At 60.0% G+C, this 25,544-nt stretch carries 21 protein-coding genes; 5 read left to right on the top strand and 16 right to left on the bottom strand.

The window, feature by feature from the left end:
• Position 1: 1 nt before the first annotated feature.
• The 9 genes from ACA054_RS20810 to ACA054_RS20770 all read right to left on the bottom strand — a co-directional run bounded on the left by ACA054_RS20810 (position 2) and on the right by ACA054_RS20770 (position 7,686).
• Positions 2 to 838, bottom strand: coding sequence for an IclR family transcriptional regulator (locus ACA054_RS20810; RefSeq protein ID WP_008054905.1), 837 nt, complete (start codon positions 836 to 838; stop codon positions 2 to 4).
• On the bottom strand, positions 835 to 1,719 hold the full coding sequence (locus ACA054_RS20805; protein ID WP_497685948.1) for an alpha/beta fold hydrolase: 885 nt from the start codon (positions 1,717 to 1,719) through the stop codon (positions 835 to 837). Before ACA054_RS20805 ends, ACA054_RS20810 begins: the two co-directional genes overlap by 4 nt.
• Positions 1,720 to 1,723: 4 nt before the next feature.
• Positions 1,724 to 2,263, bottom strand: coding sequence for a cupin domain-containing protein (locus ACA054_RS20800; protein WP_497685947.1), 540 nt, complete (start codon positions 2,261 to 2,263; stop codon positions 1,724 to 1,726).
• Positions 2,264 to 2,281: 18 nt separating this feature from the next.
• The gene (locus ACA054_RS20795) at positions 2,282 to 3,049 is read right to left on the bottom strand and encodes an SDR family oxidoreductase (protein ID WP_497685946.1); all 768 of its coding nucleotides are present in this window, start codon (positions 3,047 to 3,049) and stop codon (positions 2,282 to 2,284) included.
• Entirely contained in the window at positions 3,046 to 3,822 is a 777-nt protein-coding gene (locus ACA054_RS20790) for an ABC transporter permease (protein ID WP_497685945.1), read from the bottom strand. The genes ACA054_RS20795 and ACA054_RS20790 overlap by 4 nt, the downstream gene beginning before the upstream one ends.
• Before the next feature lie 28 nt (positions 3,823 to 3,850).
• Positions 3,851 to 4,852 (bottom strand): ABC transporter substrate-binding protein, encoded by a 1,002-nt coding sequence (locus ACA054_RS20785; RefSeq protein WP_497685944.1) that lies wholly within the window; start codon positions 4,850 to 4,852, stop codon positions 3,851 to 3,853.
• A 38-nt stretch (positions 4,853 to 4,890) separates the two neighbouring features.
• The gene (locus ACA054_RS20780) at positions 4,891 to 5,727 is read right to left on the bottom strand and encodes an ABC transporter ATP-binding protein (RefSeq protein WP_497690349.1); all 837 of its coding nucleotides are present in this window, start codon (positions 5,725 to 5,727) and stop codon (positions 4,891 to 4,893) included.
• Between the two features lie 373 nt (positions 5,728 to 6,100).
• Positions 6,101 to 7,255: an epoxide hydrolase family protein gene (locus ACA054_RS20775; protein WP_497685943.1), complete on the bottom strand. Its 1,155-nt coding sequence runs from the start codon at positions 7,253 to 7,255 to the stop codon at positions 6,101 to 6,103.
• Positions 7,256 to 7,437: 182 nt separating this feature from the next.
• Complete coding sequence (locus ACA054_RS20770; protein WP_497685942.1) at positions 7,438 to 7,686, bottom strand: hypothetical protein; 249 nt, start codon at positions 7,684 to 7,686, stop codon at positions 7,438 to 7,440.
• A 495-nt stretch (positions 7,687 to 8,181) separates the two neighbouring features.
• On the opposite strand from ACA054_RS20770, the gene ACA054_RS20765 reads away from it, so the two are divergent.
• Complete coding sequence (locus ACA054_RS20765; RefSeq protein ID WP_497685941.1) at positions 8,182 to 10,119, top strand: potassium transporter Kup; 1,938 nt, start codon at positions 8,182 to 8,184, stop codon at positions 10,117 to 10,119.
• Between the two features lie 1,018 nt (positions 10,120 to 11,137).
• Here ACA054_RS20765 and ACA054_RS20760 read toward each other — a convergent pair.
• From ACA054_RS20760 to ACA054_RS20735, 6 genes are all read right to left on the bottom strand, one after another.
• Entirely contained in the window at positions 11,138 to 11,380 is a 243-nt protein-coding gene (locus ACA054_RS20760; protein WP_497685940.1) for a hypothetical protein, read from the bottom strand.
• 204 nt (positions 11,381 to 11,584) lie between these two features.
• Positions 11,585 to 14,680, bottom strand: coding sequence for an efflux RND transporter permease subunit (locus ACA054_RS20755; RefSeq protein WP_497685939.1), 3,096 nt, complete (start codon positions 14,678 to 14,680; stop codon positions 11,585 to 11,587).
• On the bottom strand, positions 14,677 to 15,789 hold the full coding sequence (locus ACA054_RS20750; protein WP_497685938.1) for an efflux RND transporter periplasmic adaptor subunit: 1,113 nt from the start codon (positions 15,787 to 15,789) through the stop codon (positions 14,677 to 14,679). Before ACA054_RS20750 ends, ACA054_RS20755 begins: the two co-directional genes overlap by 4 nt.
• A gap of 29 nt (positions 15,790 to 15,818) precedes the next feature.
• Entirely contained in the window at positions 15,819 to 17,333 is a 1,515-nt protein-coding gene (locus ACA054_RS20745; protein WP_497685937.1) for an efflux transporter outer membrane subunit, read from the bottom strand.
• A gap of 117 nt (positions 17,334 to 17,450) precedes the next feature.
• On the bottom strand, positions 17,451 to 17,666 hold the full coding sequence (locus ACA054_RS20740; RefSeq protein WP_497685936.1) for a hypothetical protein: 216 nt from the start codon (positions 17,664 to 17,666) through the stop codon (positions 17,451 to 17,453).
• 240 nt (positions 17,667 to 17,906) lie between these two features.
• Positions 17,907 to 20,804, bottom strand: coding sequence for an AAA family ATPase (locus ACA054_RS20735; protein WP_497685935.1), 2,898 nt, complete (start codon positions 20,802 to 20,804; stop codon positions 17,907 to 17,909).
• Positions 20,805 to 20,902: 98 nt separating this feature from the next.
• Here ACA054_RS20735 and ACA054_RS20730 point away from each other — a divergent pair, with 98 nt between their 5' ends.
• From ACA054_RS20730 to ACA054_RS20720, 3 genes are read left to right on the top strand one after another with little or no spacing between them, the layout of a single operon-like run.
• Positions 20,903 to 21,166 carry a hypothetical protein gene (locus ACA054_RS20730; RefSeq protein ID WP_497685934.1) on the top strand — a complete coding sequence of 88 codons (264 nt, stop codon included), beginning with the start codon at positions 20,903 to 20,905 and terminating at the stop codon, positions 21,164 to 21,166.
• Positions 21,141 to 22,799: a bifunctional 3-(3-hydroxy-phenyl)propionate/3-hydroxycinnamic acid hydroxylase MhpA gene (gene mhpA, locus ACA054_RS20725; protein WP_497685933.1), complete on the top strand. Its 1,659-nt coding sequence runs from the start codon at positions 21,141 to 21,143 to the stop codon at positions 22,797 to 22,799. The genes ACA054_RS20730 and mhpA overlap by 26 nt, the downstream gene beginning before the upstream one ends.
• A 2-nt stretch (positions 22,800 to 22,801) precedes the next feature.
• Positions 22,802 to 23,449 (top strand): TetR/AcrR family transcriptional regulator, encoded by a 648-nt coding sequence (locus ACA054_RS20720; RefSeq protein ID WP_497685932.1) that lies wholly within the window; start codon positions 22,802 to 22,804, stop codon positions 23,447 to 23,449.
• 4 nt (positions 23,450 to 23,453) lie between these two features.
• Here ACA054_RS20720 and ACA054_RS20715 read toward each other — a convergent pair whose 3' ends face one another.
• Positions 23,454 to 24,692: an NADH:flavin oxidoreductase/NADH oxidase family protein gene (locus tag ACA054_RS20715; RefSeq protein WP_497685931.1), complete on the bottom strand. Its 1,239-nt coding sequence runs from the start codon at positions 24,690 to 24,692 to the stop codon at positions 23,454 to 23,456.
• Positions 24,693 to 24,918: 226 nt separating this feature from the next.
• On the opposite strand from ACA054_RS20715, the gene ACA054_RS20710 reads away from it, so the two are divergent.
• Positions 24,919 to 25,533: a TetR/AcrR family transcriptional regulator gene (locus ACA054_RS20710; RefSeq protein WP_497685930.1), complete on the top strand. Its 615-nt coding sequence runs from the start codon at positions 24,919 to 24,921 to the stop codon at positions 25,531 to 25,533.
• Positions 25,534 to 25,544 lie beyond the last annotated feature (11 nt).

The raw sequence follows: 25,544 nt of genomic DNA, 5'->3' as shown, positions 1-25,544 counted from the left end.
CTCAATCCCTCATCAGCGCCGTTACGCGGTTGTGGCCGTCGTGGCCAGTCGCGCTGTTGTAATCGAGCAACCGCGACAGTTCGTCGGCGCTACGACGCACTTGCAGAAGCAATTCGTTGAAGTTGACGTGAGCGATCTGAGTGGTCGGAATCGTCACACCCAGCGCCGCGACGATCTGCCCGGATTGATCGCGCACTGGCGCGGCAACCGAGGAAATCGCTGACTCGAAGAAGCCTTCACCGCTGACGAATCCGCGTTGCCGGTCGGCTTGGACCATGTCGAACAGCTCCATCACGGTCTTCGGCGTGCAAGGCGAGAACTGTTCCAGATGATCTTCCGGGTACAGTTCGCGCAACTCGGCCAGCGACAGGTCTTCGAGCAGAATGCGGCCAAGGACGGTGGCATGGGCGGGCAGGCGCGTGCCGACATTCACCGCGCTGGAGAACACCGACGGCGGCGAGACCTTGGCCACGTAGACGATCGAGCGGCCATCGCGCACGACCAGGTTGCTCGGGTAGTTGAGGCGGTCGCACAAGCGTGCCAGCAGCGGCTGACCGAGTTCGGTCAGTTCCAGTGAGGCGAGGTACTCGAAGCCCAGGCGCAGCACCGACATGCCGAGGCGGTATTCGTTGCCGCTGCGGGTCACGAAGCCCATGGTTTCCAGCGTCGTCAGCAGTCGAAAGATCGTCGAGCGCGGTAACGACAGGCGCCGGGCCAGTTCCGGCGCGGTCAGCGTGCGATTGCGCCGACTGAATTCGCACAGCAGTAGCAGGCCGCGCTCCAGGCCGGGCACGATGTATTTGTCCTGAGCGTCCTTCAGCAGATCTGAATCGTTCATAGCGATGCACCTGTCAGGGATTCTTTGATGGCGCAGGCCAGGCGGCCCGCCACTACACAAGGTTGTTCGATGGGACTGGCGTGTCCGGCATCTTCGATAAGCTCGAAAGTGCCGCCCAGGGCCTTGGCCAGGGTCAGGCAGCTTTCGGCAGTGGTGATGCCGTCGGCTTTGCCGCAATGCACTTCGCAAGGCATTGACAGCGGTGCATGGCGCAACAGGTCGTCGCCGCATAGCAGTTCTATGGCCTGGCGATAACCCTCGGGATTGAGTCGCGCCATGTTCCACCGCACCCAGGCCTGTGCCTGGGGACTGGCTGCGGGCGAGAGCATGTAGGGACTGCGCTGCTCGGCCATGTGTTGAATGCTCGATTGTTCCAGGGCGCGCAGGCGTTTGTTGCGCACTTCCTGGCGCTGCACGGCGCGCGATGGATGGCCGTAGCCTTGCGCCGGGCTGATCAATACCAGTCGGCTGATGCGCTGTTGTTGCACGCCGCTGGCGAAAGCGACGGCGGTCATTGCCCCGAGGGAATGCCCCACCAGCACGCAGCGCTGAATGCCCAGCGCATCGAGCATCTGCAGCAGCCGTTCGGCATAATCCGAAGCATCGGGAGCCAAGGCTCTCAGCGGTGTGGAGTCGCCGTAGCCGGGCGCATCCCAGGCAATCACACGGGCGCTGCCGCCAAGTTCCTGCGCCACCTGCAACCACGACGCCGAGCCCGATCCGATCCCGTGCAACAACACAACTACCGGCCCGCTTCCGCATTCGCGAAAGGCCTGGCGTGCGCCCGCGAGCTCCTGCATGCGCTGGGGAAAGTCCCGGGCCAATTGGGCCTGGAGATCGGCGGTGAGTGGCGAGGCGAGATTATCGATGGCGTGCGACATGGGCTTATCCGCGCTTGATCGAGGCCAGAGGGTGTTCTGGCGGGTAGGTCGGGGTCAGCGGTTTTTTCGCGCCGAGCATCACGCACATCAGCGCGTCTTCATCGCCGATGTTGATCTCTTCGCGGTACACGCCGGGTGGCACGGAAATCACGTCGCGGTCGGTGAGGATGGTTTCGAAACGCTCGCCGTCCTTCTCGATCACCACTTTGAGTTTGCCGCGCAGCACGAAGAACACTTCTTCAACGTCGGTGTGCAGGTGCGGCGGGCCTTCGTGACCGGCCGGAATCACCATGGTCGAAAACGTGAAGTTCTCCGACGGGATGGTGTTCATGTCCGAGGTCACGCCGGTGCCACCGGTGCCGATGTAGCGCATTTGCGCGCGACGGAATTTCGGGTCGTAGTCGGCCTGGAATTTCAAGGCGTTCCAGTCGTACTTACGGGTTTCGTAGCGGGCGATGCGGGTATTCATCCAGCTTTCGAGATCGCTGCCAGCGGGCTGTTCCCAGCTTTTCGGGGTGTTTTGCTGTGCGGATAAATCGGTCATGGCTGTCTCCAGATCAAGTCAAGGCATGACGAACCCGCCGTTGACCGGCAAGGTTTGTCCAGTGATGAAGCGGGCGAGGTCGGACAGCGCGAACAGCACGGCGCCGCTGACGTCTTCGGGAAGTTGTGGGCGTTGAATGGCCCGTTGATCGTTGTACAAACGGTGGCGAGCCTCAGGCACATAGGCCGTGGCTTCGACCAGCACCAGGCCGGGTGCAATGGCGTTGACCGTGATGTTGTCGGTTCCCAGTTCACGGGCCAGGCTGCGGGTCATGGCGATGATCGCGCCCTTGCTCGCGACATACGCCAGCAGGTTCGGCGCGCCCCACAGCGGGGTGTCGGACGCCAGGTTGACGATGGCGCCCTGACCGCTGGCGCGCAGGGCTGGCAGGCAAGCCTTGGTCATCAACCAGGTGCCGCGCACGTTGACCTGCATCACCTGGTCCCAGGTGTCCAGGCTCAGCTCTTCGCAGGTCTTGCCGCCGGAATTGGTGATCGAGGCGTTGTTCACCAGACCGTCGAGCCCACCCAGCAAAAGGGTGGATTGCGCGATGCAGGCGTCAATTGAATCCGGTTGCGCCAGGTCGACCGTCACACCATGCACGGTCAGGCCTTCAGCGACCAGTTCGGCGGCCGATTGCTGCACGCGTTCGGCGAGAATGTCGGCGATGACCACGTGGGCACCGGCCCGGCCGATGGCCTGGGCAAAGGCGTAACCCAAGCCGCGGGCGCCACCGGTGACCAGCACGCGCCGGCCTTCGAGCAAGCGATTGAAGGTCGTCATCATTGCGTGCTCAACATGGCTTTGGGCATGTAGTGCAGGACACGTTTTTCGGTCCAGACCACCGCGCCGTAAGCGAGTACACCGATCAGCGTAAGCATGACGATGGCGACAAACACACCCGCGGTATTGCCCTGGCCTTCGGCATCGACGAGCAAGAAGCCCAGGCCCTGGTTACCACCGACCAGTTCACCGACGGTGACACCGATGACGGCCAGGGTTGACGCAATGCGCAGACCGGAGAACAGCGCGGCCATGGCCGAGGGAAACTCCACCAGGCGAAAGATCTGCCAGCGACTGGCGTTCATGGTCCGCACGAGGTTGATCATGTCCGGGTCCACGGTGCGGATGGCCGACAGTACGTTGATCATTACCGGGAAGAACACGATCAGGATGGCGATCAGGATCTTCGGGTAGATGGTGTAGCCCAGCCACATGACGAACAGCGGGGCGAAGGCGACTTTCGGGGCGATCTGCAGCGCCAGGATGTAAGGCGACAGCATAGCCTCGGCGGCAGGTGAGAGGCCCAGCGACACCCCGATCACCACGCCGAGCAGGGCACCCAGGCCAAAGCCGACAATGATTTCGAATGCGGTAATCAGGGTATGTTGCAACAGGCCGCCGGTGTGCCACATCACCAGGCTTTCCTGGGCCACGCGGCTCAGTTGCGGCATGACGAATTCGGGCATGCCAAGCATTCCCGGGCCCCACTGCCAGAGCACCAGGAACAGGATCAGCAGGGCGACGCTGCCGAGCATGGAGTTATTGAGATTTTTCATCGTGTCGGTACCTTGTTGTCACTGGCCGTCATTGCGCGGCTGTTTGGGTGTCGATGAACTGGTTGGTGTACAGGTCGTCGAGCTTCGGCTCCTGGGTGACGATGCCTTCGCTGACATAGAACTGGCGGACCGCTTCAAGTCGCGCCGGATCGATGCGGCCCAATACGGTCTGGTTGGCATAGACATGCTCGACGTAGAGCTTGAAGATCTTCTCCAGCGAATCTTCCTTGCCGGCATAGGCGGGAACAGCCTTGGCAAAGGTCACTGCGGCAGCTCGTGGATCCGCAATGATGTCGCGCATTCCCTGCAGCGTTGCCTGGACCGCGCCGCGAACGATATCCGGGTGATTCTTGATCGCATCGTCGGAGGCGAGGATCGACTGGGCCATGCTTTCGAAAATCTGCGATTGCGGTATCAGCTTGATCTTCAACCCTGCTTCTTCGGCGTTGACCACCCAATCCGGCACACCGGCCATCGCCTCGGCTTTGTTGGCCGAGAACAATTGCCAGACACCTGCCGGGCCTGCCGCCTGGATATTCACATCGGTTTTGCTCAGGCCGGCTTTACGCAGGGAGGCGAGCAGGGCGTAGTAGGTGGTATCCGAGTAGGACATCACCGTCATGGTCTTGCCCTTGAGGTCGCTGATCGAGTTGATGTTTTGCGCCGCATTGGTGGCAATCATGGTCACGCCGCCCGCACCCAGCACCGCGACCGCGCGCACTGGAATCCCGTTGGCCCGCACCACGATCGGGGTATCGCCGAGGGCGCCGCCGAGCATCGCGTTACCGGCACCGATCTGTTTCGCAACATCCACACCGCCCTTGGCCGCGATGAACGTCATGTTCAGGTTCTGGGCGGCGTAGTAACCCTTTTGCTGGGCAATGATCCACGGGGCGAATGCCGGCAGGTTGGGTGGCGCCGGCAACAAATAGGTGACGTCGGTCGGCTGCGCCTGGGCGGCGCAAGCCATGCCCAGGCCGAGCGCAATGCCGGTGACCTGGCTGAAGCGTTGAAACAGAGACTTGAACATGCGTACTCCTCAATCGGTCGATAGCCACACAGGCGTGATCAATGCAGTTCGGTGTCTTCACTGACTTGCAGCAACTCCATCAGGCGACCGACCAGCGGGCCGATCTCCGGCAGCTTGCGGCGCTCCAGCGGGTTGTCGCGAAACGGCAGGTCAATGTTGATTTCTTCAATGATGGTGCCGGGGCGGGCGCTCATGACCAGCAGCCGGTCAGACATGGCGATGCCTTCGATCAGGTCATGGGTAATGAACAGTGCGGTTTTCTTTTCATCGAACAGCATTCGCGCCATGTCCTGTTGCAGGATCATCTTGGTCTGCGCATCCAGCGCGGAGAACGGCTCGTCGAGGAACAGCACTTGCGGGTCGATGGCCAGGGTGCGGGCCAAGGCAGCGCGCTGACGCATACCGCCCGATAGCTGGAATGGGTAGTGGTCGGCAAAGCCTTGCAGGTGGCAACGAACAAGCAGATCTTCAGCCACGGCCTGACGTTTGGCGGCCGCCACACCTTGTATTTCCAGGCCCAGTTCAACGTTGCGGCGAATACTGCGCCACGGCATCAACAGGTCTTTTTGCAGCATGAATGCGACCTGACGGACCGGGCCGGTGACCGCTTCACCGCCGACGAATACTTCGCCTTCGGTAGGGCGATAGAGGCCGGAACCCATATTGAGGATGGTGCTCTTGCCGCAACCGGAAGGGCCAATGATCGACACCACTTCACCACGGCGAATCTTGAAGTTGACCCCGCGAATGGCGAACGGCGCTTCGGGCTTTCCCTTGGCCGGAAAACATTTACCGACATTGCGAAATTCAATTTCGGTGGGCTCCAGGTCTTCCTTGGGAGCGGGTTTGTTCCATTGAGGAGCGACGGCGTACATCTCTTTCACAGCCATTGGGAAGGGTCTCTGGTCTGTTTTATAGGTGATACGGCGTTTAGTGCATGAACAATGCCAGAGATTGGCCAAGTCGTTTTTTTGTTGAAAAAACGTTTAAAATTAATGGCTTATGAAACATTTAGAGATTTATTGGCGTTTCATATATGAAACGTGGTTTCTTGTATGGCACGAAATTGCACATCCGTCGTGCGAGGCTCAGCGATTTGCGAGGAGGCGGTGCTTTTTCAAGTAACGCTGAACGTGGGGAAACAACGAATTTGTTTTAAATGTAAAACAAAGTCTGCCGCAAAGAAAAAAACGGGCCCAATAAGGCGCCCGTTTTTCTGCAACGACACATCTGGCCGAATGGTTGGATCTAGCGCCTTAACGGTCTAAAGAATGCCCTGATCTCTTCAGCAAGGATTTCGGGCTGCTCCAGCGCTGCGAAATGACCGCCACGCGCCATATGCTCCCAACGGTGGACATGAAATACGCGCTCGACCCAGCTGCGGGGTGGCATGGGCAGCTCTTTGGGAAATAACGCGACACCCAATGGAGTCTCCACTCGCTCGTTGTCTTGGAAAACCAGCGGATCAAGTCGATTTTCCTTGTATAGCCTCAAGGTTGCTTGAATGCTCCCGCTGAACCAATAAAGCGCTATGTCGCTGAGGAGCGTGTCAAACGGCACCACTTGTTCAAGATCGTCGGGATGATCTACCCATGAGTGGAATTTTTCGACAATCCACGCAGCAAGACCCGCTGGCGAGTCAGCAAGTGCGAACGCCAGGGTTTGAGGTTTGGTACCGTGCAATGCAGCGTAAGCACCTTCGGTCGCCGCGAATTGGCTGCTTCGATGCAGAAAATCCTGTTCTGCTTCGCTCAAGGCGTCTTGGGTCCCGCCCAGAGATGGCCTGAAACTACCCGGGATGTAATTGAGATGGGCACCTATTAAGTTGGGGCCGTAGTTACGAGCGAGCCACATTGATACACCCGCACCGATATCTCCTCCCTGAGCGCCAAATCGATCGTAGCCCAGTTCTTTCATCAACGATGCCCATAGTCCTGCGATTTGCCTGGAGCTGATACCCGGTTTGGTCGGAGCAGGAGAGCAACCGTAGCCTGGTAGAGAGGGCACGACTACATCAAAGGCATCTGAGGCATCACCCCCGTATTTCGCAGGATCAGTTAGCAGCGCAAGCAACCGTTCCATCTCTAAGAAAGAGCCTGGCCAGCCGTGGGTAATGATCAGTGGCATCGTCTTGGGCCCAATCCCCCGCTGGTGTAGAAAATGAATCTCCTCGCCGTCAATTTCCGCCAGGAACTGTGGCAACTGATTTATTCGCTGCTCTTGAATGCGCCAATCAAATTGGTTGCTCCAATAATCCAGGAGGCGCGCAAGAAAATTCGCATTAGTACCGTCATCCCAACTGTCCGCTACCAAGGTGTCTGGCAAGCGTGAAGAGCGCAGGCGTCTATCAAGGTCGTCCAGCTGCTCAGTGGTAATGGCAAGCGTGAAAGGGCGGATAGACATGACGATTCTCTACGCGATGCGATGCGATGCGATGCGATGCGATGGGGTACAGCTCACCGCCGGGCTAGCGATTGCAACCAACACGTTACTAACCAAGCCTGAAATTTTACGGCTATTGATAGCTTTCGATGGCAACACGGCCTGAGGAAGCTAGGGCGTAAAGCCCTAGCAGATAGCAAATGTCACTTTTTCTTTTTCGCCGGCTTTTCTGCCTTCGCTGATTTCTTGGCCTTTTCTGGCTTGCTATCAGCTTTTTTTGCAGATTTCTTTGGTTCGGCATCTTTTTTCTTGTCTTTCTTTTCGGAAGATTTCGAAAGAGCCGAGGCCGCTGCTGATTTCTTTGCCGGTGATGACTTTTTGTCTTTCAATTCCTTGCTGGCTTTCGAAGCTTCACCTTTGCTTTTCTTCTCGTCTTTAGCCACGTTGACCACCTCTCGGAGTATGCCGGTATTGGCACATTGCCTGTGCGATTATCCACAAGCTGATCATTAGGCGAGCGCGTCCATAAGCGGTTCAAATTTTTTTGATGCGTCGAGATAGGCTAGAAAATAAATCAGCCCCCTTTTCCTCAATATTAGCTACTGATCCTCGGTATGAGAGGCTGGAGCCACATCTTTTTGCATCTCTCCCCAATGCCCGCCCCCTGATGAATACATCAAGGCATCCCGTTTTTTGGATGGCCTGACTGAGCCGATTTCTGCCCGTCGCCATCGTCAGCTTTGGGTCTACTGCAGCCCTTCCACACGCTGACTGGTTATCCATAGCGCTGGGCACCCTGGACACGTCTTTTACGTCTGCCGTAAATTTTTTACGCTTTCTTTACGACTGCTGTTTGCGCCCTCAAAGATACTGGCCGCGATTTTATAGACTATCCATGCGCCTTGAGGCTTCAGTGGCCCGGGCATATCGTCTTGCCCAAGGATGGCATGTACTTCCTCCCCGTAATTCGAGAGAAGCGACCCTTGAGTGGAACAGCAATCGGAACACATGAGCATCCGCAATCCAAAGCGTCAGGAGTGGGCTTGCTCGTCGCCGCGGTCGGAGTGGTTTACGGGGACATAGGCACCAGCCCCCTCTACACGCTCAAAGAAGTATTTTCCGGCCACTACGGCGTTCAGGCCAACCACGACGGCGTACTGGGTATTCTGTCGTTGGTCTTCTGGTCACTGATTTGGGTCGTCTCGATCAAATATGTGCTGTTCATCCTGCGTGCCGACAACCAGGGTGAAGGCGGCATCATGGCGTTGACGGCTTTGGCCCGCCGCGCGGCCGCCCCTTATCCGCGCATGAGTAAAATCCTCGTTCTGCTTGGCCTGTTTGGTGCGGCACTTTTTTACGGGGACAGCATGATCACCCCGGCTATTTCGGTGCTTTCTGCGGTTGAGGGGCTACAACTGGCATTTGATGGAATTGGACACTGGGTTGTGCCTTTGTCAGTGATCGTGCTGGTGGCGCTGTTCTTGATACAGAAACACGGCACGGCTCGTATCGGTATTCTGTTCGGCCCAGTGATGGTGCTGTGGTTTGTCGTGCTGGGTGCGCTGGGGATCTATGGCATTTTGCAGCGACCGGAAGTACTGCAAGCGCTCAATCCGTACTGGGGAGCGCATTTTTTTATCGCTCATCCGGGAATCGGTGTGGCCATCCTTGGGGCAGTGGTGCTAGCGCTGACGGGCGCCGAAGCACTGTATGCAGACATGGGGCACTTCGGTCGTAAACCCATTGCCCGTGCGTGGTTCATTTTGGTACTACCAGGACTTGTACTCAATTATTTTGGCCAGGGCGCCTTGATCCTGGAAAACCCTGAAGCGGTGCGCAATCCATTTTATCTGCTCGCGCCGAGCTGGGCTCTGCTGCCGATGGTCGCACTCTCCACACTGGCGACCATCATCGCTTCTCAAGCCGTGATCTCCGGCGCATTTTCCCTGACTCACCAGGCCATCCAGCTGGGGTATGTCCCTCGCATGTTTATCCAACATACCTCCAGCCAGGAGCAGGGACAGATTTACATCGGTACCGTTAACTGGGCGTTGATGGTCGGTGTTGTGCTGCTGGTACTTGGTTTCGAGTCCTCCAGTGCTTTGGCCGCTGCTTATGGGGTTGCTGTAACGGGCACCATGCTGATCACCACCATCCTGTCCTCGGCCGTCGCCCTGCTGCTATGGAAAACCCCGCGCTGGTTAGCCATTCCGATGCTGCTCGGTTTTCTGCTGGTAGACAGCCTGTACTTCGCGGCCAATGCTCCGAAGATCTTCCAGGGCGGTGCGTTTCCGGTGATTGCCGGTATTGGCCTGTTCATTTTGATGACCACCTGGAAACGTGGCCGCAAGATCATTGTTGAACGGCTGGACGAAACCGCGCTGCCTCTACCACTGTTCATCGGTAGCATCCGCACGCAGCCTCCTCATCGGGTACAAGGTACGGCGGTATTTCTAACAGCCAGGTCCGATGCCGTTCCGCATGCGCTGCTGCACAACCTGCTGCATAACCAGGTTTTGCATGAGCAAGTGGTATTGCTCACTGTGGTGTCTGAAGACAGCCCTCGTGTGAGTGCTGATCGACGGTTTGAGGTTGAAGCGTATGGCGAAGGGTTCTTCCGGGTCAGTCTGCACTTTGGCTTTATCGAGGAGCCCGATGTCCCCTTTGCGTTGAGTCTCTGTCACTTGGCCGAGCTTGACTTCAGCCCGATGCGCACAACCTATTTCCTGAGCCGGGAGACGGTGATCCCGACCAAGCGCATCGGTATGGCGCGTTGGCGAGAAAGCCTTTTCGCCTTTTTGCTAAAGAACGCAAACAGCAACCTTAAATACTTCAAGTTACCGTTGAACCGGGTGATAGAACTGGGCACACAGGTTGAGATGTAAGGAATAAGCAAGGTCGCACTGGCGGTCTTGTTTGTTTCCAAATCAAGCGGTGTTAAAGACCACTTTGATCAGCGTCTGATTTAGCCGCCTGATGCCAAAGGCAAAAAAGCCCGCTCAGTGGCGTAATGCTGTTCACTTAAGCATGTGGTTGTACTTAAGAACTGGATTGGGTGTATATCCATTCCTGCGGTAATGGCCACCTAGGGTTTCGCCCTTACGGCGAGTCACTTGGAAGCACGGAACGCCGCCCGGCCCCAAGTAACCAAGGGCTCTTGCCCCTGGCGTTCGGTGCCTCGCTCCGGTCCTGCTCCGTGGGCCCGCCGCGATGGGCCATCCTTGGCCCAGCGCGGCTAAACCGGCATCCATGCCGGTTTACCCACTGCGCAGAACCTCCACTCGGCCTCTCGATGTGGCAAGAAGATCAAAAGCCAAAGCAGAGCAAAAGCAAAGCGAGGCGGCCTTAAAGCCGACCTGGTTGCAGGTCTGTCCGCGATCCAACTGTGGGAGCGAGCCTGCTCGCGATGGACTTCCAGACAACGCGTTCATCCATACAGGGTGCGTTATCGTTGACGTCCATCGCGAGCAGGCTCGCTCCCACAGGGGAGCAGTTACAGCCGTAAAAGTCAGGTCGGCTGTCAGGCCGCCTCGCTTTGGCTTTAGATTTGGGCGCCCCGTTAACCACGATGGCCGAACGCAGGCATTGCGCAGTGGCTAAACCGGCAGGACGCCGATTTAGCCGCGCTGGGCCAGGGATGGCCCATCGCGGCGACCCACGGAGCAATGCCTTCGTTACGGCATGCCGAGCCCAGGCGAGGCACCGAGTGGTGGGGCAAAGCCTTTTGGTTCCTTTTTGCTGGGCCGGCACTCCGGCGTTTGAAAAAGGGACTCGCCGTAAGGGCGAAACCATAAGTGGCCGTTACCGCAGCAACGGATATCCCCCCAATCCAGTTCTTAAATACATCCCCATGATTAAGTGAACAGCATTACGCTCAGTGGAGGGCTTCGTAATCGGCTTTTCCTATGGCGCGTGGCCAAAATCCTTGCGAAATTCGTCCTCCAGCTTTCGATAGATTTCTGCGATTACGCTTTTACCGACCGCCGGGCCGGAGTAGCTGTCTACTTCCTGGCGGCATAGTTCGACGGCATCTTGGGCCTGCATTCTTTCCTTGTCTAGCGGCGTGTCACTGACATAAAAGCCGAAAGCCAAGTACAAGGTGATGGCAATAATGGTTCCGACAAGGACCGTGCTGACACGGCCCATTCTCTTTTCTGACGGTAGTGGACCCCCAGGCGGAATCCGTTTTTTCTGCCTGAGGTCGGACTGGCAGTGTTTGCATAAAATGGCTTCAGCCCTTCCGCGCAATAGGGGCAACCCTTTTTTCCAGCCTCCACAGATGAAACTCCTTCTTCAAAATTAGGTTCTATCATTGAACTTTAGGCCCGGGGCATAAAGCCACGGCACTCATCACTCAGAAGCGAGCGTGGCCTCACCCCTCACCGGTTGGATGTCAGTGGCCGTCCGGCGACCCACCTTGAACCATGCGGCGTACAACGCCGGGACGAAGAAAATCGTCAGTAGCGTCGCCACGGTAAGGCCGCCCATGATCGCAATTGCCATTGGTCCCCAGAACACACTGCGCGTGAGCGGGATCATCGCCAGCACGGTGGCCAGCGCCGTCAGCATCACCGGACGGGCTCGGTGAATGGCGGCATCCAGCACCGCGTTCCACGGGTCGAGTCCTTCGGCGATCTCGATTTGTACTTGATCGATCAGGATCACCGCGTTGCGCATGATCATGCCCCCCAGTGCGATGATGCCCAGGATCGCGACGAAGCCCAGCGGCGACTGGAACACCAGCAGCGCCGGCACCACACCGATCAGGCCCAGCGGTGCGGTCAGCATTACCATCCACATGCGGGAAAAGTTCTGCAGTTGCAGCATAAGCAGCAGCAGGATGGTGATCAGCATCAACGGGGCCACCGCGAGTAGCGCCTTGTTGGCCTTGTCACTTTCCTCAACCGCGCCGCCCACATCGATGCGGTAACCGGTCGGCAGCTTGGCTTCGATGTCCTTGAGTAACGGCTGGATTTCCTGCGTCACCGATACACCTTGCTCACCATCCTTCACGTCGGCACGCACCGTGATCGCCATGTCGCGATTGCGGCGCCACAGTACCGGCTCTTCCAGTTCTGAGCGCACCTGTGCGACTTGCGACAGCGGCACCACCGTGCCCTGGCGTGTGTAAAGGTTGATGTTTTTCAGTGTGTCGAGGTTCAAGCGCTCCTCTGGCACGGCACGGGCCACGATGTCGATCAGGTCCTCGCGCTCACGTAGCTGCGACAGGGTTGCTCCGTTCATCACGGTCTGAGTCGCCAGCGACACGTCGGCCGGCGTGAGGCCAAGCGCGCTTGCCTTGTCCTGATCAATTTCCACCTTCAGCGTGCGCACCGGGTCGTTCCAGTCGAGCTGGAGGTCGCGCACTTTCGGGTTGGCCGCAATCACGTGCTCCACCTCGCGAGCGATCTGCCGCACTTTCTGGGTATCAGGCCCGACAACGCGGAACTGCACCGGGTAGCCGACAGGTGGCCCTAACTCGAGCCGGGTCACGCGTACCCACGCCTGTGGGAATTGTTGGTCAGCCGAGGCCACCAGCCGCGCACGTACTCGCTCGCGTGCATCCAGGTCCTTGGTCATCACAACGAACTGGGCGAAGCCCGGATTCGGCAGCTCGGGGTTGAGCGAGAGATAGAAGCGCGGTGCGCCAGCGCCGGTGTAGGCGGTATAGAAACGCACGTCCTCGTCTTTCGCCAGGATCTCCTCCATGTGCTTGACCTGCTCGGTCGTCGCGGCGAACGAGGAACCTTCCTTGACGCGCAGATCAATGACCAGTTCAGGACGCGAACTGTTGGGGAAGAATTGCTGCGGCACCAGCTTGATACAGGCCAGAGCAAGCACCAGAGCGGCAACCGTCGCACCGATGACCACCCAGCGGCGCTCGATGGCGGCGTCGATCAGGCGGCGCAGACTGCGATAGAACTTGGTGTCGTGCGGATCAGCGTGCTGGTGCGTGCCCAAGTCGTTGGGCAGCATCTTGACCGCCAGGTACGGTGTGAAGATGCCGGAACAGATCCACGAGAACAGCACCGCAGCGCCGACGATCCAGAAAATGCCACCCGCGTACTCGCCGGTGGTGGACTTCGAGAGGCCGATCGGCAGGAAGCCTACGACGGTGATCAGCGCGCCGGTCAGGCGCGGCATGGCGGTGGACTGATAGGAAAAGGCGGCCGCCTTCACGCGGTCCATGCCGGTTTCCATCTTCGCCACCATCATCTCGATGGCGATGATGGCGTCATCCACCAGCAGTCCCAACGCGATAATCAGTGAGCCGAGCGAGATGCGCTCGAGGTTCCAGCCCATCGCCAGCATCACCAGCGCCACACCGCCCAGCACCAGCGGCACCGTGGCCGCGACTACGAGGCCGGCGCGCCAGCCCAGGCTGGCCAGGCTCACCGCGATCACGATGATCAGCGCCTCGGCCAGCGCACGCCCGAAGTCCAGGATTGCATCCTTCACCGTGGTCGGTTGGTCGGCCACGAGTTCCAGTTCCACACCATGCGGTAGCTCCGACTGGATCTTGGCAACTGCCGTGTCCATCGCCTTGCCAAGGTCCACGATGTTGCCGTCGCTGGTCATGGTGATACCAAGCATCAGCACTGGCTGGCCGTTGTGGCGTACCGTGTAGGTCGGAGGATCTTCGTAGCCACGTGCAACGGTCGCGATGTCGCCGAGCTTGATCAGTCGGCCGCCCGCAGAGATGGGCACGTTGCGGATAGCCTCTTCGCTGGCGAATTGGCCACTCACGCGCACCATGACGCGGTCGCCGCGGGTGTCGATCTGGCCTGCGGGCACCATGGCGTTCTGGCTCTTGAGGCTTTCGGCGATGGCCAGCGGTGTGATGCCCAGTGCGGCCAAGCGTTCGTGCGAGAACTCGACGTAGACACGCTCGGCCTGTTTGCCGATGAGATCGATCTTCTTGACCATCGGCACCTTCAGCATTTGGCGCTTGATGTCCTCGGCCGCGTCCGACAAGTCGGCGTGGCCAACGCCGTCGCCCTTGACCGCATACATCAGGCCATACACGTCGCCGTACTCATCGTTCAGGATTGGGCCGATCACGCCGTCAGGCATCTCGCGGCTCAGGTCGTTGAGTTTCTTGCGCGCCTGGTACCAGGCCTCGCGCTGATCGGCTTTGGAGGTGCCGCCGCGCACGGTGAGCGTCATGCCTGCGTAGCCTTGCCGCGCGTAGGTGACCACCTTCTCGAAGTTGTCGATCTGCTCGAATTTCTTCTCCATGCGGTTGAGGACCTGGTCCTGCAACTGCTGGGCAGTGGCGCCCGGCCAGATGACCATGGCGGTCATGGAGGGCACGGAAAAGTTCGGATCCTCGAGTTGGCCGAGCTTGGTGAAGCTGAAGGCGCCAGCTGCCGCGACAATCAGAAGCATGAACAAGACGATGGCGCGATGGCGCAGCGCCCAGTCGGTGAGGTTAAGGTTATTCATCGGGCGGCCTGCTGCGTGGTATTCGCGTCAACGATCGCCGCACCGGGGAGCGCGACCTTCAATCCGGACGTCATCTTCTGGACGCCGGCGGTGATGACCAATACGCCAGCCTGCGGCCCGGAGACGAGCACCTCGTCATTGCGGTAGCCCAAAACTGCCACAGGCACCAGATCGACGATGCCTGCTGGATCCTTGCCCGTGGGCGTGACCACCCATAGCGCCGGCTGACCGCCGTTCTGCGTCAATGCCGTGGCTGGCACTGCCGCCACGGAGACACTTGTCATGACTCGCTCGGCCATCACCGTGGCAGTTGCGCCCAGCGGCAGCGCCTGTAAAGGCTTGAGCCGCGCGCGATAGGTGCGCGTTTGCGCTGCCGCCTGCGGCGACAGCTCGCGCAGCGTGACATCGAAGACCTCTCTTGGCGCACTGGCCAGCGACGCCTTGAAACGCGCGTCCTTGAGGACGGCCAGTTGATCCTCGGGCACGTCGATGACGATCTCGGACTCATCCGGATTCGCAATCGAGACAACCGCTTGACCCTCCGGCACGACCTGCCCGGCCTCAAAGCGCACAGCCGTGACGACGCCGCTACGCGAGGCGCGCAGCACGGTGTACTTGAGCCGGTTGCGCGCGAGCTCTAGCTTTCGCGCCTCCGCCTCGGCGGTCGCATGCGCGGTCTGGGCATTTGTTTGTGCGCGCTCGTCGTCGGCCGCACTGACCGAGCCGTCAGCCTTCAGCGCGGTCAGGCGCTGGCGGTCCGAGTCGGCCTGGCGCGTCTGCTCGACGGCAACCGTCCACTGTTGTCGCGACGCTTCTTCGGCGAGGCGGTAGTCGGCGTCATCCAGCACAGCCAGTATGTCGCCTTCGCGCACAAACTGGCCTACCTCAACCTTGCGCTGGGCGACCTTGCCACCCACGCGGAAAGCTTGGTCGACTTCATGTCGCGACTGAACGGTGCCCACATAGCGACTGATGTCGCGGGCATTGTCGTAGCTGATTACAGCGGTGTGCACCGGTCGGGGTGCCTGCACGGCAGGCTGGTCCGGGCTGCACGCGCAAAGCATGACGGCTACAGCCAGGACGCCGGCCGCAGTAAGGGAGGTTTTCAAGGCGGTTCCTCTTGGTAAAACGAAAATTCTCAGGAAAGTGGTGGCCGGTCTGCTGCGGCGGCTGCTGTGGGGGTGATGGGTTGTTCGAACAACTGCCAGCCACCGCCCAGTGCCTTGTAGAGCTGCACGCTATCGAGCAGCAGACGGGTGTTGCTGTCATTGGCACTCAGGCGCACCGTCAGGCGCACCCGTTGCGCGTCCAGCAGCGGCAACAGGTCGATCTGTCCCCTGTCGTAGAGCGACTGTGCGTGGCTCAGCGCAGCTTCCGCAGACTCGGCGGCCGACTGCAGCGACGCCGCGCGCTGGCGTTCTTGTGCTTGCGTGACGAGCGCGTTCTCCACGTCCTCAAGCGCACGCACAATGCCGTCTTCGGCGCGCAGTAGCGCCTCACGCTGGCCGCTCTCGGCGACCTCGTTGATCGCGCGTGTGCGCCCGGCGTTGAAGAGCGGCATGGTGAGCAGAGCGGCCACGTTGGTGAAGCGTGCGGCGCCCATATCCAGCCCGTTCAGCTCAAGGCCCTGGCGGCCGTAGGATGCACCGAGGAACAGCCGCGGAAACCACTCGGCCGCGGCTTCTTTACGGCGCGCATTGGCGGCGTCGAGTTGCGCCATCAGCGCCAGTACATCAGGCCGACGTTGCAGCAGGGTGGCGGGCTGCCCCTGCCGGGCCTCGGGCGCAATCACGTTGACAGGGGAGGGCTGGATACTCGCGGCGTTGAAGGCCTGGTCACCGATCAAGACTGCTATGCGGTGCCGCGCTACAGCCGCCAAGGTGTCCAGAGGAGGGATCTGCGCGCGTGCCGAAGCGGCATCGGTCTGTGCGCGCTCGACGTCGAAGGCGGTTGCCAGTCCTACACGGTGGCGCGCGGTAACCAGGCGCAGTGTCTCGTCCTGCGCCTTGGAGATCGCGCGTAATGTTTCGGCCTGGCGCAGCGCACCGACCAGCGTAAAGTAGTTGCTGGCGACATCGCTCATCACCAGCAGACGCACACCGCGTACGCCATCCTCTGCGGCCAGTGCCTCGGCTTCGGCGGCTTGCGCACCAGCGCGCAGGCGTCCGCTCAGGTCGAGTTCCCACGAAACGTCCAGGCCTGCACTCGCGGTCCTGGTATCTGGATAACCCTGTTTCTTCGCAGTGCTATAGCCGCTGCTACGGTCGGAGCCGGAGGCAGACATTGCGACACTCGGAAAGAGCCAGGAGTTACTGATCGTCTCACCGGCGCGAGCGGCGCGCACACGCTCGGCGGCTATCTTGACGTCACGGTTCTCGTCCATCGCGCGGCGCACCAGATCCGTCAGCACCGGGTCGTTGAAAGTCTTCCACCACACGGCTTCGGGTTCCATCTCGGAGGCCGTGCTTGCGGCGAACCTGGTCGGCACGTCTACGGATGGCTCAAGGACCTCCGTGGAACAACCGGTCAGGATCAAGGCGATGGACGCGGCGAGCGTCGCACCCTTTACGACACCGATTACGCGTTCGGCATGTTGCAGGGGCGTCTGCCCGGCATTGCGGGTCAACAGGTGGAAAGTTGCAAATCGCGGCATCGGATTGGGCTCGTGAAGATTCGAGGTGGCATCAGCGTAGGGCCCGGTGTGCGCGAAGTCGTCAGCGAAGGGTCGCCGTTCGGTCGCCATATCGAGCACTCGTTCGTGGTGGAGGCGTCACTCACCGACGGCATCGGCCGGGTGCTCGCCGGCTGCCAGCGCGAGGTCCGACGCAATTGACTCCAGCAGCTCTTCGGCGCAGGAAAACTCGTGTTGTCGGCCGGTGACCAGGTTTTCGAGGCGGCCCACCAGGGCCCCCGGCGCGGCGTCGCTACGCAGCTTCACTACGTATGAGCGGCGGCTCGGGTACTTGGATTCAGGGTTAAGGCTCATCGAAGACCTGGGGGCAAGAAAGTTCGACGACAGCGTAAGCGTCCCCCTGGAGCGAGTCGTAAGCGAAAGGTCAGACTTCGGTCGGGACAGGATAAGGTCTTCAATACCGCAGCCCCCTGTGGGAGCGAGCTTGCTCGCGATAGCGGCGGGTCAGCCAATATTGATGCTGAATGTACCGCCGTCATCGTCGGAACGCCGCCCGGAGCAAGCTCGCTCCCACAAGTTTTCGTCCTTAACTCTTCAAGTGGACTGTGCAGCCTGAATCAGCGAGCGCGCACGTTGTGCCAGATCGGTTCCGTCAGTTTCGGGTGACTGGTCAACCAGCGCGGCCAATGCCTGTAGATCCTCGGCCGAAGCGTCAGGGTGCTCGCACAGTTCGACCAGCGCTTGCAGTTCCAGCCACGGTGCATCCTGGGCGCGAGCTTCTTCAACTGCGCGCCGCACCGCGGCGATGCCGGCGTCGGGCCGGCCCTGTGCTCGCGAGATTGCTGCCTCCAGCAGCAATAGCTGCGGCAGGTAGACGCGCTCGCCCAGTTCCTCGCCCACCCGAAATGCCTCCTGCAACTCGACTTGCGCTGCGTTGCAATCACCTGCGAGCAGCAGCGCCTCGGTAGCGTAGCCGAGTACCTCGCTGGCACCGGAGCGCATTCCAAGTCCGGTGTGTTCTTCATAGGCCTCACGGATGCGGCGGTAGCCGTCGTGCGGTGCACCGTTGCGCGCGTCGGCCCAGCCGCGCCACCAGCGGCAAGCCGTCCGCCCGAGTGCGAGCGAATATTCATCGACCAGCGCCTGCATGTCGTCGGCCAGCGCAGCCACACGCACGTGGTTTCCCATCCGCACCTCGATCAACACCTCCTGCCAGGCGGCGACCAGCCAGGTCATGGGTTGACGCAACGCCTGCGCGCGTGCCCGCGCCTGCTGCATGTGGGCTCGGGCTTGCTCGACCAGACCAGAACGCAGCAGTTCTATAGCCAGCATGCCGTGCAGCATGACCTGAGGATCAGCCGCAAAAATCTCGTTCGTCCCAATGTCCAGCGGCTCGGCAATCGCAAGGGCGCGTTCGAGCCAGCGGCGGGTCGTTTTCGTGCGTCCCTGGAGGTGATGCACCTCGGCCTGGACGATGCACGCCGCCAGCATGAGCGCTTGATCATTTGCATCGCCGGAGAGGACTTCGGCGCGCTCCGCCACCTCGAGCGCCAACGCATAGTCGCCGCGCAGACCAAGCAGATAGCCGAATCCGTGCAGGAGGCGACCACGCATGGGGTGCTCGGGTACATCCGCCAGCAGCCTGTATGCACGTTCGAAGGCGCTCTTGGCTTCGCTGCCGACACCGAACATATGGAAAGCCGAAACCCCCTGCAGCGTGGCCAGGGTAATTTCGAGCGAATTGCGCTCCGCCCCTTCGGGTGCCTGCTTGAGCAGAACCAAGGCGCGTTCAGTGAGGCCAATGCACAAGTCCGGGCTGAAGTGCAGTAGCGCGGCTTCTGCGGCCTCGGCGTAGTAACGCAGCGCAATCATCGGCTGCCGGGCCCGGTCGAAGTGCATTGCCAACTCTGAGGCAGCAACCGGTACGCCGGCCGTGCGTTCGCGTTCGAGGGCGGCGCCGACCTGGCGATGGAGTTGGGTGCGCAATGCGCGCGGCGTGCGCTCGTACAGCACCTGGCGGAAGAGAGCATGTCGGAAAGAGTGGGAGGGCTCTAGCGTTTCTTCAATTTCTGAGGCCCGCGACCGTATGAGCCATACCTGTTCACGTATCAGCTGTTCACAGGTGTGGGCCACCGAATCAAGGTCGCGCTCGAGGGCCAGTGAAACCGTCTCGATGCGGAATTCGACCCCGCACACCGCTGCGGCCGAAAGAAGCGTACGTTGTTCCGGACCCAGCCTGGCGATGTAGTGATCAATGATGGCTGCGAGGTTTTCGGGAACCGCCAGATCCGCAAGCCGAGCCTCGATGGTCGCATTGTCTTCCTTTGGGTCCATCACTTCACTGGTGATCGACGAAACGAACAACGGCACACCATCGGTCCGCTCGTGCAGGGCGCGCACGAAGGCTTCATCGCGTGCCAGCGAGGTCGAACGCAGCGCAACATAGTCAGCGACCTCGGTTTCCGAAAACGGGTCGAGCACCACTTCCTCGCACAGACGTTGCAGGCGCAGTTCGTGGCGCAACGAGCTGAGGGGATGATCGAGCGCAACCACCTCGGCAAGGCGGAAGCTCGACAGCCACATCAGCCGCGTGTGGCCACGTCGCCGTGCCACATAGTTGATGAGCTGGACCGTCGCCCGATCGCTCCATTGCAGGTCTTCGGTCACCAGCATCAGCGGGCGCTGCTCTGTGTAGCGGTCCAGTAATTCGCCCATTTCCCTCAGCATGCGATCCGGGCCGACGCCGGCAAGCTCGCGCCGCAACGCGTCTTTCTCCTGCGCGGTACTCAGCCACGGGAGTTGCAGCAGCCATGTCGGTGCCACGGCGCGCATCAGCGCCGGCAGGGTGGGGGCGCTGCGGCACAGATCGGCTAACGCCTCCAGCACCGGCAGATACGGCTCGCCGGCGCCATAGTGCTCCACGCAATGGCCGCGTGCGCAGGCGATGCCGCCAAGGCTGGCGAGGAAGTGTTCGATCAACGTCGTCTTGCCAATTCCCGGTTCTCCAGCGAGCCAGACCACGGCGCGCTGACCGCCGTCCGCCTGCTCCCACGCCCGTTGCAATCTGCAGACCTCGTCGGTGCGGCCGATGAATGGCGGTGATGAAGGTGTGCCAGCCGCTGTAACCGTAGCGGATGCAGTCGGCATCGAAAGTGCGCAGGAGGGTGGGGCGATGAAGCGATAGCCGCGACGCGACACCGTCTCGATGAAACGAGGATGCCTGGGGTCGTCGCCCAGCACCTTGCGCAGATCGCTGATGGCCGTTTTCAGGACCGAATCGCTGACGAACCGATGCCCCCACACGGCATCAAGCAAGGCATCCTTGGTCACCAGCGAGCCTGGCTGGCGTGCCAGCACACACAACAACATGAAGGGCGTCGGCGCCAACGCCACCGCTTGCCCATTACGCGACAAACAGGCGTTGGTCTCGTCGAGCTCGAACTCGACAAAGCGGAGCAAGACTGGGTTCGGATGGGGCTGCGGACGTGCCACGGTTGATTCCTGAAGACTAAAACATGGTGTGCGCCGCGAAGCTTCACATGGGGTTCGATACTAAACCGATGTACCTGGCTTCCTGGGCCAGTGCTCCCATGACAACGCTGATCGGCTCAGAAGCCAAGCGTCGCCGGTCGGATACTGGCGCACGCGCAAACTCGGTTCACGCCGCCAAATCCGGCTCGTCCTGGGCCCCATCGCGGCTTGACTATGATCTCAAAAAAGTAATGACAAAAACATCAATATTGAAATATCTCTCAATATTGAATACCTTCATCGTGCCTGACGATGAGACCTCGCGTCTCACGACTTCAATCACAACAAGGGCTCGAGATGAACAACAACAAGAAAGATTGTGAATTACCTCCCGCCGCCGTCGACGTGCTGGTGATCGGTTATGGTCCGGTAGGTGCGACTATCGCGGCGCTGCTAGGCCGCTATGGGATAACGACCCTGGTACTGGACAAGGTCCATGAGATCCTGTTGATGCCTCGTGCCATTGCTCTGGACAACGAGGCGCTGCGTATCCTGCAACTCGCCGGTTTGTCGGAAGACGCGTTCGAGAAGATCGTTATCCCTGAAGTGAAGATGCACTCCCCGGTGCTGGGGCAATTCGGTCGAGCCAATACTGAGGGGTGCGTCGACGGCCATCCGAAACTCGTGACTTTCTATCAACCTGATCTCGAACACGCGATGCGCGGCCAGGTTTCCCGGCTTAAAACCGTCACCAGCCTGGGTGGCTACGAGCTAGAGAGCCTGGTCGAGGTGTCGGATGGCGTGTTCGCTTCCGTACGTGATGAAAATGGGCAGTCGCATTCCGTTCGCGCCCAGTATCTGATCGGTGCGGATGGCGCCAGCTCCAGGGTCAGAGCGCTGATTGGTCAAGAGTTCGAAGGACAGACCTATGCGGAGGATTGGCTGATTGTCGATGTCAAGAACCGGCATAAGTCAGCGATTGATCACATTGAGTTTATCTGTGATCCACGGCGCCCGACGCCGCACATGCCTGCACCCGGCGGCAGGGAACGTTGGGAGTTCATGCTGCAGCCCGGCGAATCCCGGGAAGAGCTGGAAAGCCCGGAAAGCATAGCCCGGCTGATTGCGCCATGGATCAACCCGCAGGAGCTGGAAATAGAGCGCAAGGCGGTGTATCGATTCCACGCGCGGTGCTGCAACAAATTCAGCAAGGGTCGCGTCTTTCTCGCCGGCGACGCCGCGCACATCACCCCGCCTTTTGTCGGGCAAGGTCTCGTCGCGGGACTTCGAGATGGTGCCAACCTTGCCTGGAAACTGGCTTGGGTCCTTCGCGGCCATGCCGCGCCTGCAATACTCGAAACCTATGATGTAGAGCGCCGCCCCCATGCCCAGGCGATGATCAATCTGGCCAAGCTCATGGGCCGCCTGGTGATGCCCAAGAACAAGATCGCCGCTTTCTTTGTGCACGGCCTGATGCGCACGCTGGCGTTGACTCCTGCTACCAGGAGGTACTTCGAACAGTTGGACATCAAGCCGAAGAACACCTTCAAACACGGCCTGTTCGTACAGCATCGCCGGGGCGACAAGCTGGTACGTGGCAGCCTGTTTCCCCAGGCCTGGACTCGCAACCTGCAAAAGCAGATCAAACTGAGCGACGATGCACTTGGAGATAACCTGACCCTGGTTGGATTCGGTGTTGACCCGTTGTCACTGCTCACCCCTGATCAGATCGTTTCCTGGGAAAAAATCGGAGGCCACTTTTTAGAGGTCAGAGCACGTGGCCAACGCTCCGGCGGCAGCTGTGACTTCATCGAAGACATGAACCATGAGATCCTGCCGCTGGCTGCCAAGGGAACGCTCGTCGCGGTTCGCCCCGACCGTATCATCATGCACCACGCCCCTGGCGCAGAGGCGGGAAGCCTCCTTCGAGACTGCAGGGGCTTGCTGGTCAGCGAAGACGCCACGCCGGGCAGCGTTTCCGTTACCATCGACGAGCCCATTAGATTACGAGCTTGATAATGCATTCCTCCACACTTCCTTCAGAAGCTGATGCGCCGGAACCTCTCACGAGAGGTCACAAGAAGCGTGAGCGCACCCGTCGCGGCCTGGTGGACGCGGCATTGCGTCTTATCGCACGCAAGGAAGTGGGGGAGATCGCATTGCTCGAGGTCGCCGCGGAAGCAGCGGTATCCAACGGTACCATCTACAACTATTTTCGAACTCGCGATGAAGTACTGGAGGCGGTGGGCATCGCCATGGCCGCCGAGTTCTCCGATGCCATTTCCGCCATGAGCAGGAACGTGCACTGCGGCGCACAGCGGCTTTCGATCGGCGTGCGCATGTTTGTGTGCCGGGCCGCGGCCGACCACCAATGGGCGAATGCGCTGCTGCGCATCATCCATTTCGACCAGGCAATGCGCTCGCGTCTGGCTGACCATGTACTGGGCGACCTGCGTGAAGGACTGCGTGCGGGCACGCTTGCTTACGAGGACGAAGGGGTCGCCCTGGATATTGTCTTGTCGTGCACAACCGGAGCAATGCGCTCGGTTGTCGAGGGGCGGGCAGTGGCGGAGCACGATCTGCGGGTCGCCGAAATGGTTCTCCAGGCTCTGGGCGTCACACCTGCCAGAGCCAGGAAAATCGCCGGCAAGCCGCTACCGGCCTGATCCTCTACCTGGCTTGATCAATCCATTGCCGATAGCTCTTCGCCTGGCGACGAGCTTTCAGTTGATTGCCGATCAATGCCATGAGTGGCGACGTCCCGGGTTTTGTCCGCTTCCCTTGACTCAGCAATCCGAGCTGCTTCTTGATCACCGAGGCCACTGCCAGCGATGCCAGCGTCTTGTTCTTCCAGCGGACGACGATGGGCTCCACTTTGATGTCGCGCCCTGCCATCCACTGTTTCGGCAGGGCTGGCTCGATTGCCAGCGCAGTGGCAATGCCGACCATCGACACCGAGCCGCTTACCACTCGCTCCGCGACCTCCTTTCTGCGCACGCCGCCGGTGACCATCAGCGGCATGCGCGCTATTTCTCCTATTTTCTGCGCGATCTCGAGAAAGTAGGCTTCTCGAGCCAGGCTGCTGCCATCGCGGGTCTGCCCCTGCATGGCCGGGCTTTCGTAGCTGCCACCCGACAACTCGACCAGATCGACCGCCTTGGCGTTAAGCATTTCCACCACGCGAGCCGCATCTTCGGCATCGAACCCGCCGCGCTGAAAGTCCGCGGAGTTGAGCTTCACCGCGACGCAAAAGGTCGGTGCCACTCGCTGACGTATTGCGTCGATGGTTTGCAGCAGAATTTGCGCACGATTTTCCAGGCTACCGCCCCAGCGGTCATCACGCCGGTTGGTCAAGGGCGAAAGGAATTGGCTGAAGAGGTAGCCATGCGCGGCATGAATCTCCACGCCGGTGAATCCGGCACGCTCGGCCAGCACCGCCGCTTGGGTATAGCGCCCGATCAGCTCTTCGATCTCCTGCTCCTCCAAAGCCCTGGGCGGCACAAACGCTTTTGAAAGCCCGGGAATGTCGACCGCAACAGCGGAGGGGCCCCTTGCCGATTGCCCCAGTGAAGCCAATAGCTGCCGTCCGGGATGATTGATTTGCATCCAGGCCTGGGCTCCACGGCTGCGGCAAGCATCGGCCCATAGCTTGAATTTGCCCAGGTTCCGATCATCCTCGAGCACAACGCCAGCGGGGCCGGTCAAGGCAAGGCGGTCAACCATGACGTTGCCAGTGATGATCAGACCGGCACCACCCTCCGCCCAACGCTGGTAGAGCTTGACCAGCGCTTCCCCCGGAGCGTGATCCTCATTGGCAAGGTTCTCCTCCATGGCTGCCTTGGCGATTCGATTTGGAATCACCGTGCCGTTGGGCAATCGAAGCGGTTTGAAGAGATTTGAGCCGGTCATGTTCTGTCCTTCATCTGATAAAAGTCGGCCAGCATAATTGAACACGCGTGTTCAGTTATGTCAATGTGCAGTGCTTTTTTGATTCGGTGACCACGATCCAGGCGCCCTGATTATCAGGTTTCAGGCCGGTTTTACACAGAATAACCAACCGTCCATAAAAATATGGTTGACGCGGAATGAACACGAGTGTTCAATCGATCCATAAGGTAATCCTGGAGAGAGAACCGTGGAATCCCTGAATCCAACACAGCGCCGCATTCATCAAGCCGCCTTTCGCCTGTTCGCCGAGAGAGGCACCTCACAAGTGAACATCCTTGACCTCGCGCAAGAGGCAGGCGTGGCGCGCGGAACGGTTTATAGCAACATCGACAGCATGGAAAGCCTGTTCGAGGCGGTGGCCAGCCATCTCGCGAGGGAGATGCATGAGCGCGTCAACAAGAGCTTCGACTCCCTCTCGGATCCCGCTCATCGCCTTGCCAATGGCATTCGATTCTTCATTCGCCGAGCGCATGAAGACTCCCAGTGGGGCGCGTTCATCCATAAATTCGCCATGAGCAATTCGGCGTTGCGCGAAATGTTCAGCAGCCAGGCGACCAAGGATCTTCTGAGCGGGCTTACCACTGGGCGCTACACGTTTGCGCAGGAGCAATTGCTTTCGGTACTGACGCTGATATCGAGCAGCGTGCTTGGCTCGATTTTCCTGGTGCTGGAAGGTCACAAAACGTGGCGCGAGTCGGGCTCTGATACCGCCGAGCTGGTACTGCGCGCATTGGGTGTGCCCTCAGAGGAGGCTCGTGCGTTGGCGACCAAAGAGTTGCCGGCACTTCCATCTCTCGACTGAGCTCGTAACTG

The organism is Pseudomonas sp. LBUM1653 (assembly GCF_059716115.1).
The sequence above is the reverse complement of the archived record's forward strand: the minus strand, read 5'-3'. Positions and strand labels throughout refer to the sequence as shown.

Coding starts and splice junctions, on each gene's coding strand:
- ACA054_RS20765 (WP_497685941.1), top strand. CDS start 8,182: ATGTACTTCCTCCCCGTAATTCGAGAGAAGCGACCCTTGAGTGGAACA.
- ACA054_RS20800 (WP_497685947.1), bottom strand. CDS start 2,263: ATGACCGATTTATCCGCACAGCAAAACACCCCGAAAAGCTGGGAACAG.
- ACA054_RS20740 (WP_497685936.1), bottom strand. CDS start 17,666: ATGAGCCTTAACCCTGAATCCAAGTACCCGAGCCGCCGCTCATACGTA.
- ACA054_RS20790 (WP_497685945.1), bottom strand. CDS start 3,822: ATGAAAAATCTCAATAACTCCATGCTCGGCAGCGTCGCCCTGCTGATC.
- ACA054_RS20745 (WP_497685937.1), bottom strand. CDS start 17,333: ATGCCGCGATTTGCAACTTTCCACCTGTTGACCCGCAATGCCGGGCAG.
- ACA054_RS20810 (WP_008054905.1), bottom strand. CDS start 838: ATGAACGATTCAGATCTGCTGAAGGACGCTCAGGACAAATACATCGTG.
- ACA054_RS20720 (WP_497685932.1), top strand. CDS start 22,802: ATGCATTCCTCCACACTTCCTTCAGAAGCTGATGCGCCGGAACCTCTC.
- ACA054_RS20715 (WP_497685931.1), bottom strand. CDS start 24,692: ATGACCGGCTCAAATCTCTTCAAACCGCTTCGATTGCCCAACGGCACG.
- ACA054_RS20780 (WP_497690349.1), bottom strand. CDS start 5,727: ATGTACGCCGTCGCTCCTCAATGGAACAAACCCGCTCCCAAGGAAGAC.
- ACA054_RS20805 (WP_497685948.1), bottom strand. CDS start 1,719: ATGTCGCACGCCATCGATAATCTCGCCTCGCCACTCACCGCCGATCTC.
- ACA054_RS20785 (WP_497685944.1), bottom strand. CDS start 4,852: ATGTTCAAGTCTCTGTTTCAACGCTTCAGCCAGGTCACCGGCATTGCG.
- mhpA (WP_497685933.1), top strand. CDS start 21,141: ATGAACAACAACAAGAAAGATTGTGAATTACCTCCCGCCGCCGTCGAC.
- ACA054_RS20775 (WP_497685943.1), bottom strand. CDS start 7,255: ATGTCTATCCGCCCTTTCACGCTTGCCATTACCACTGAGCAGCTGGAC.
- ACA054_RS20755 (WP_497685939.1), bottom strand. CDS start 14,680: ATGAATAACCTTAACCTCACCGACTGGGCGCTGCGCCATCGCGCCATC.
- ACA054_RS20760 (WP_497685940.1), bottom strand. CDS start 11,380: ATGGGCCGTGTCAGCACGGTCCTTGTCGGAACCATTATTGCCATCACC.
- ACA054_RS20795 (WP_497685946.1), bottom strand. CDS start 3,049: ATGATGACGACCTTCAATCGCTTGCTCGAAGGCCGGCGCGTGCTGGTC.
- ACA054_RS20730 (WP_497685934.1), top strand. CDS start 20,903: ATGACAACGCTGATCGGCTCAGAAGCCAAGCGTCGCCGGTCGGATACT.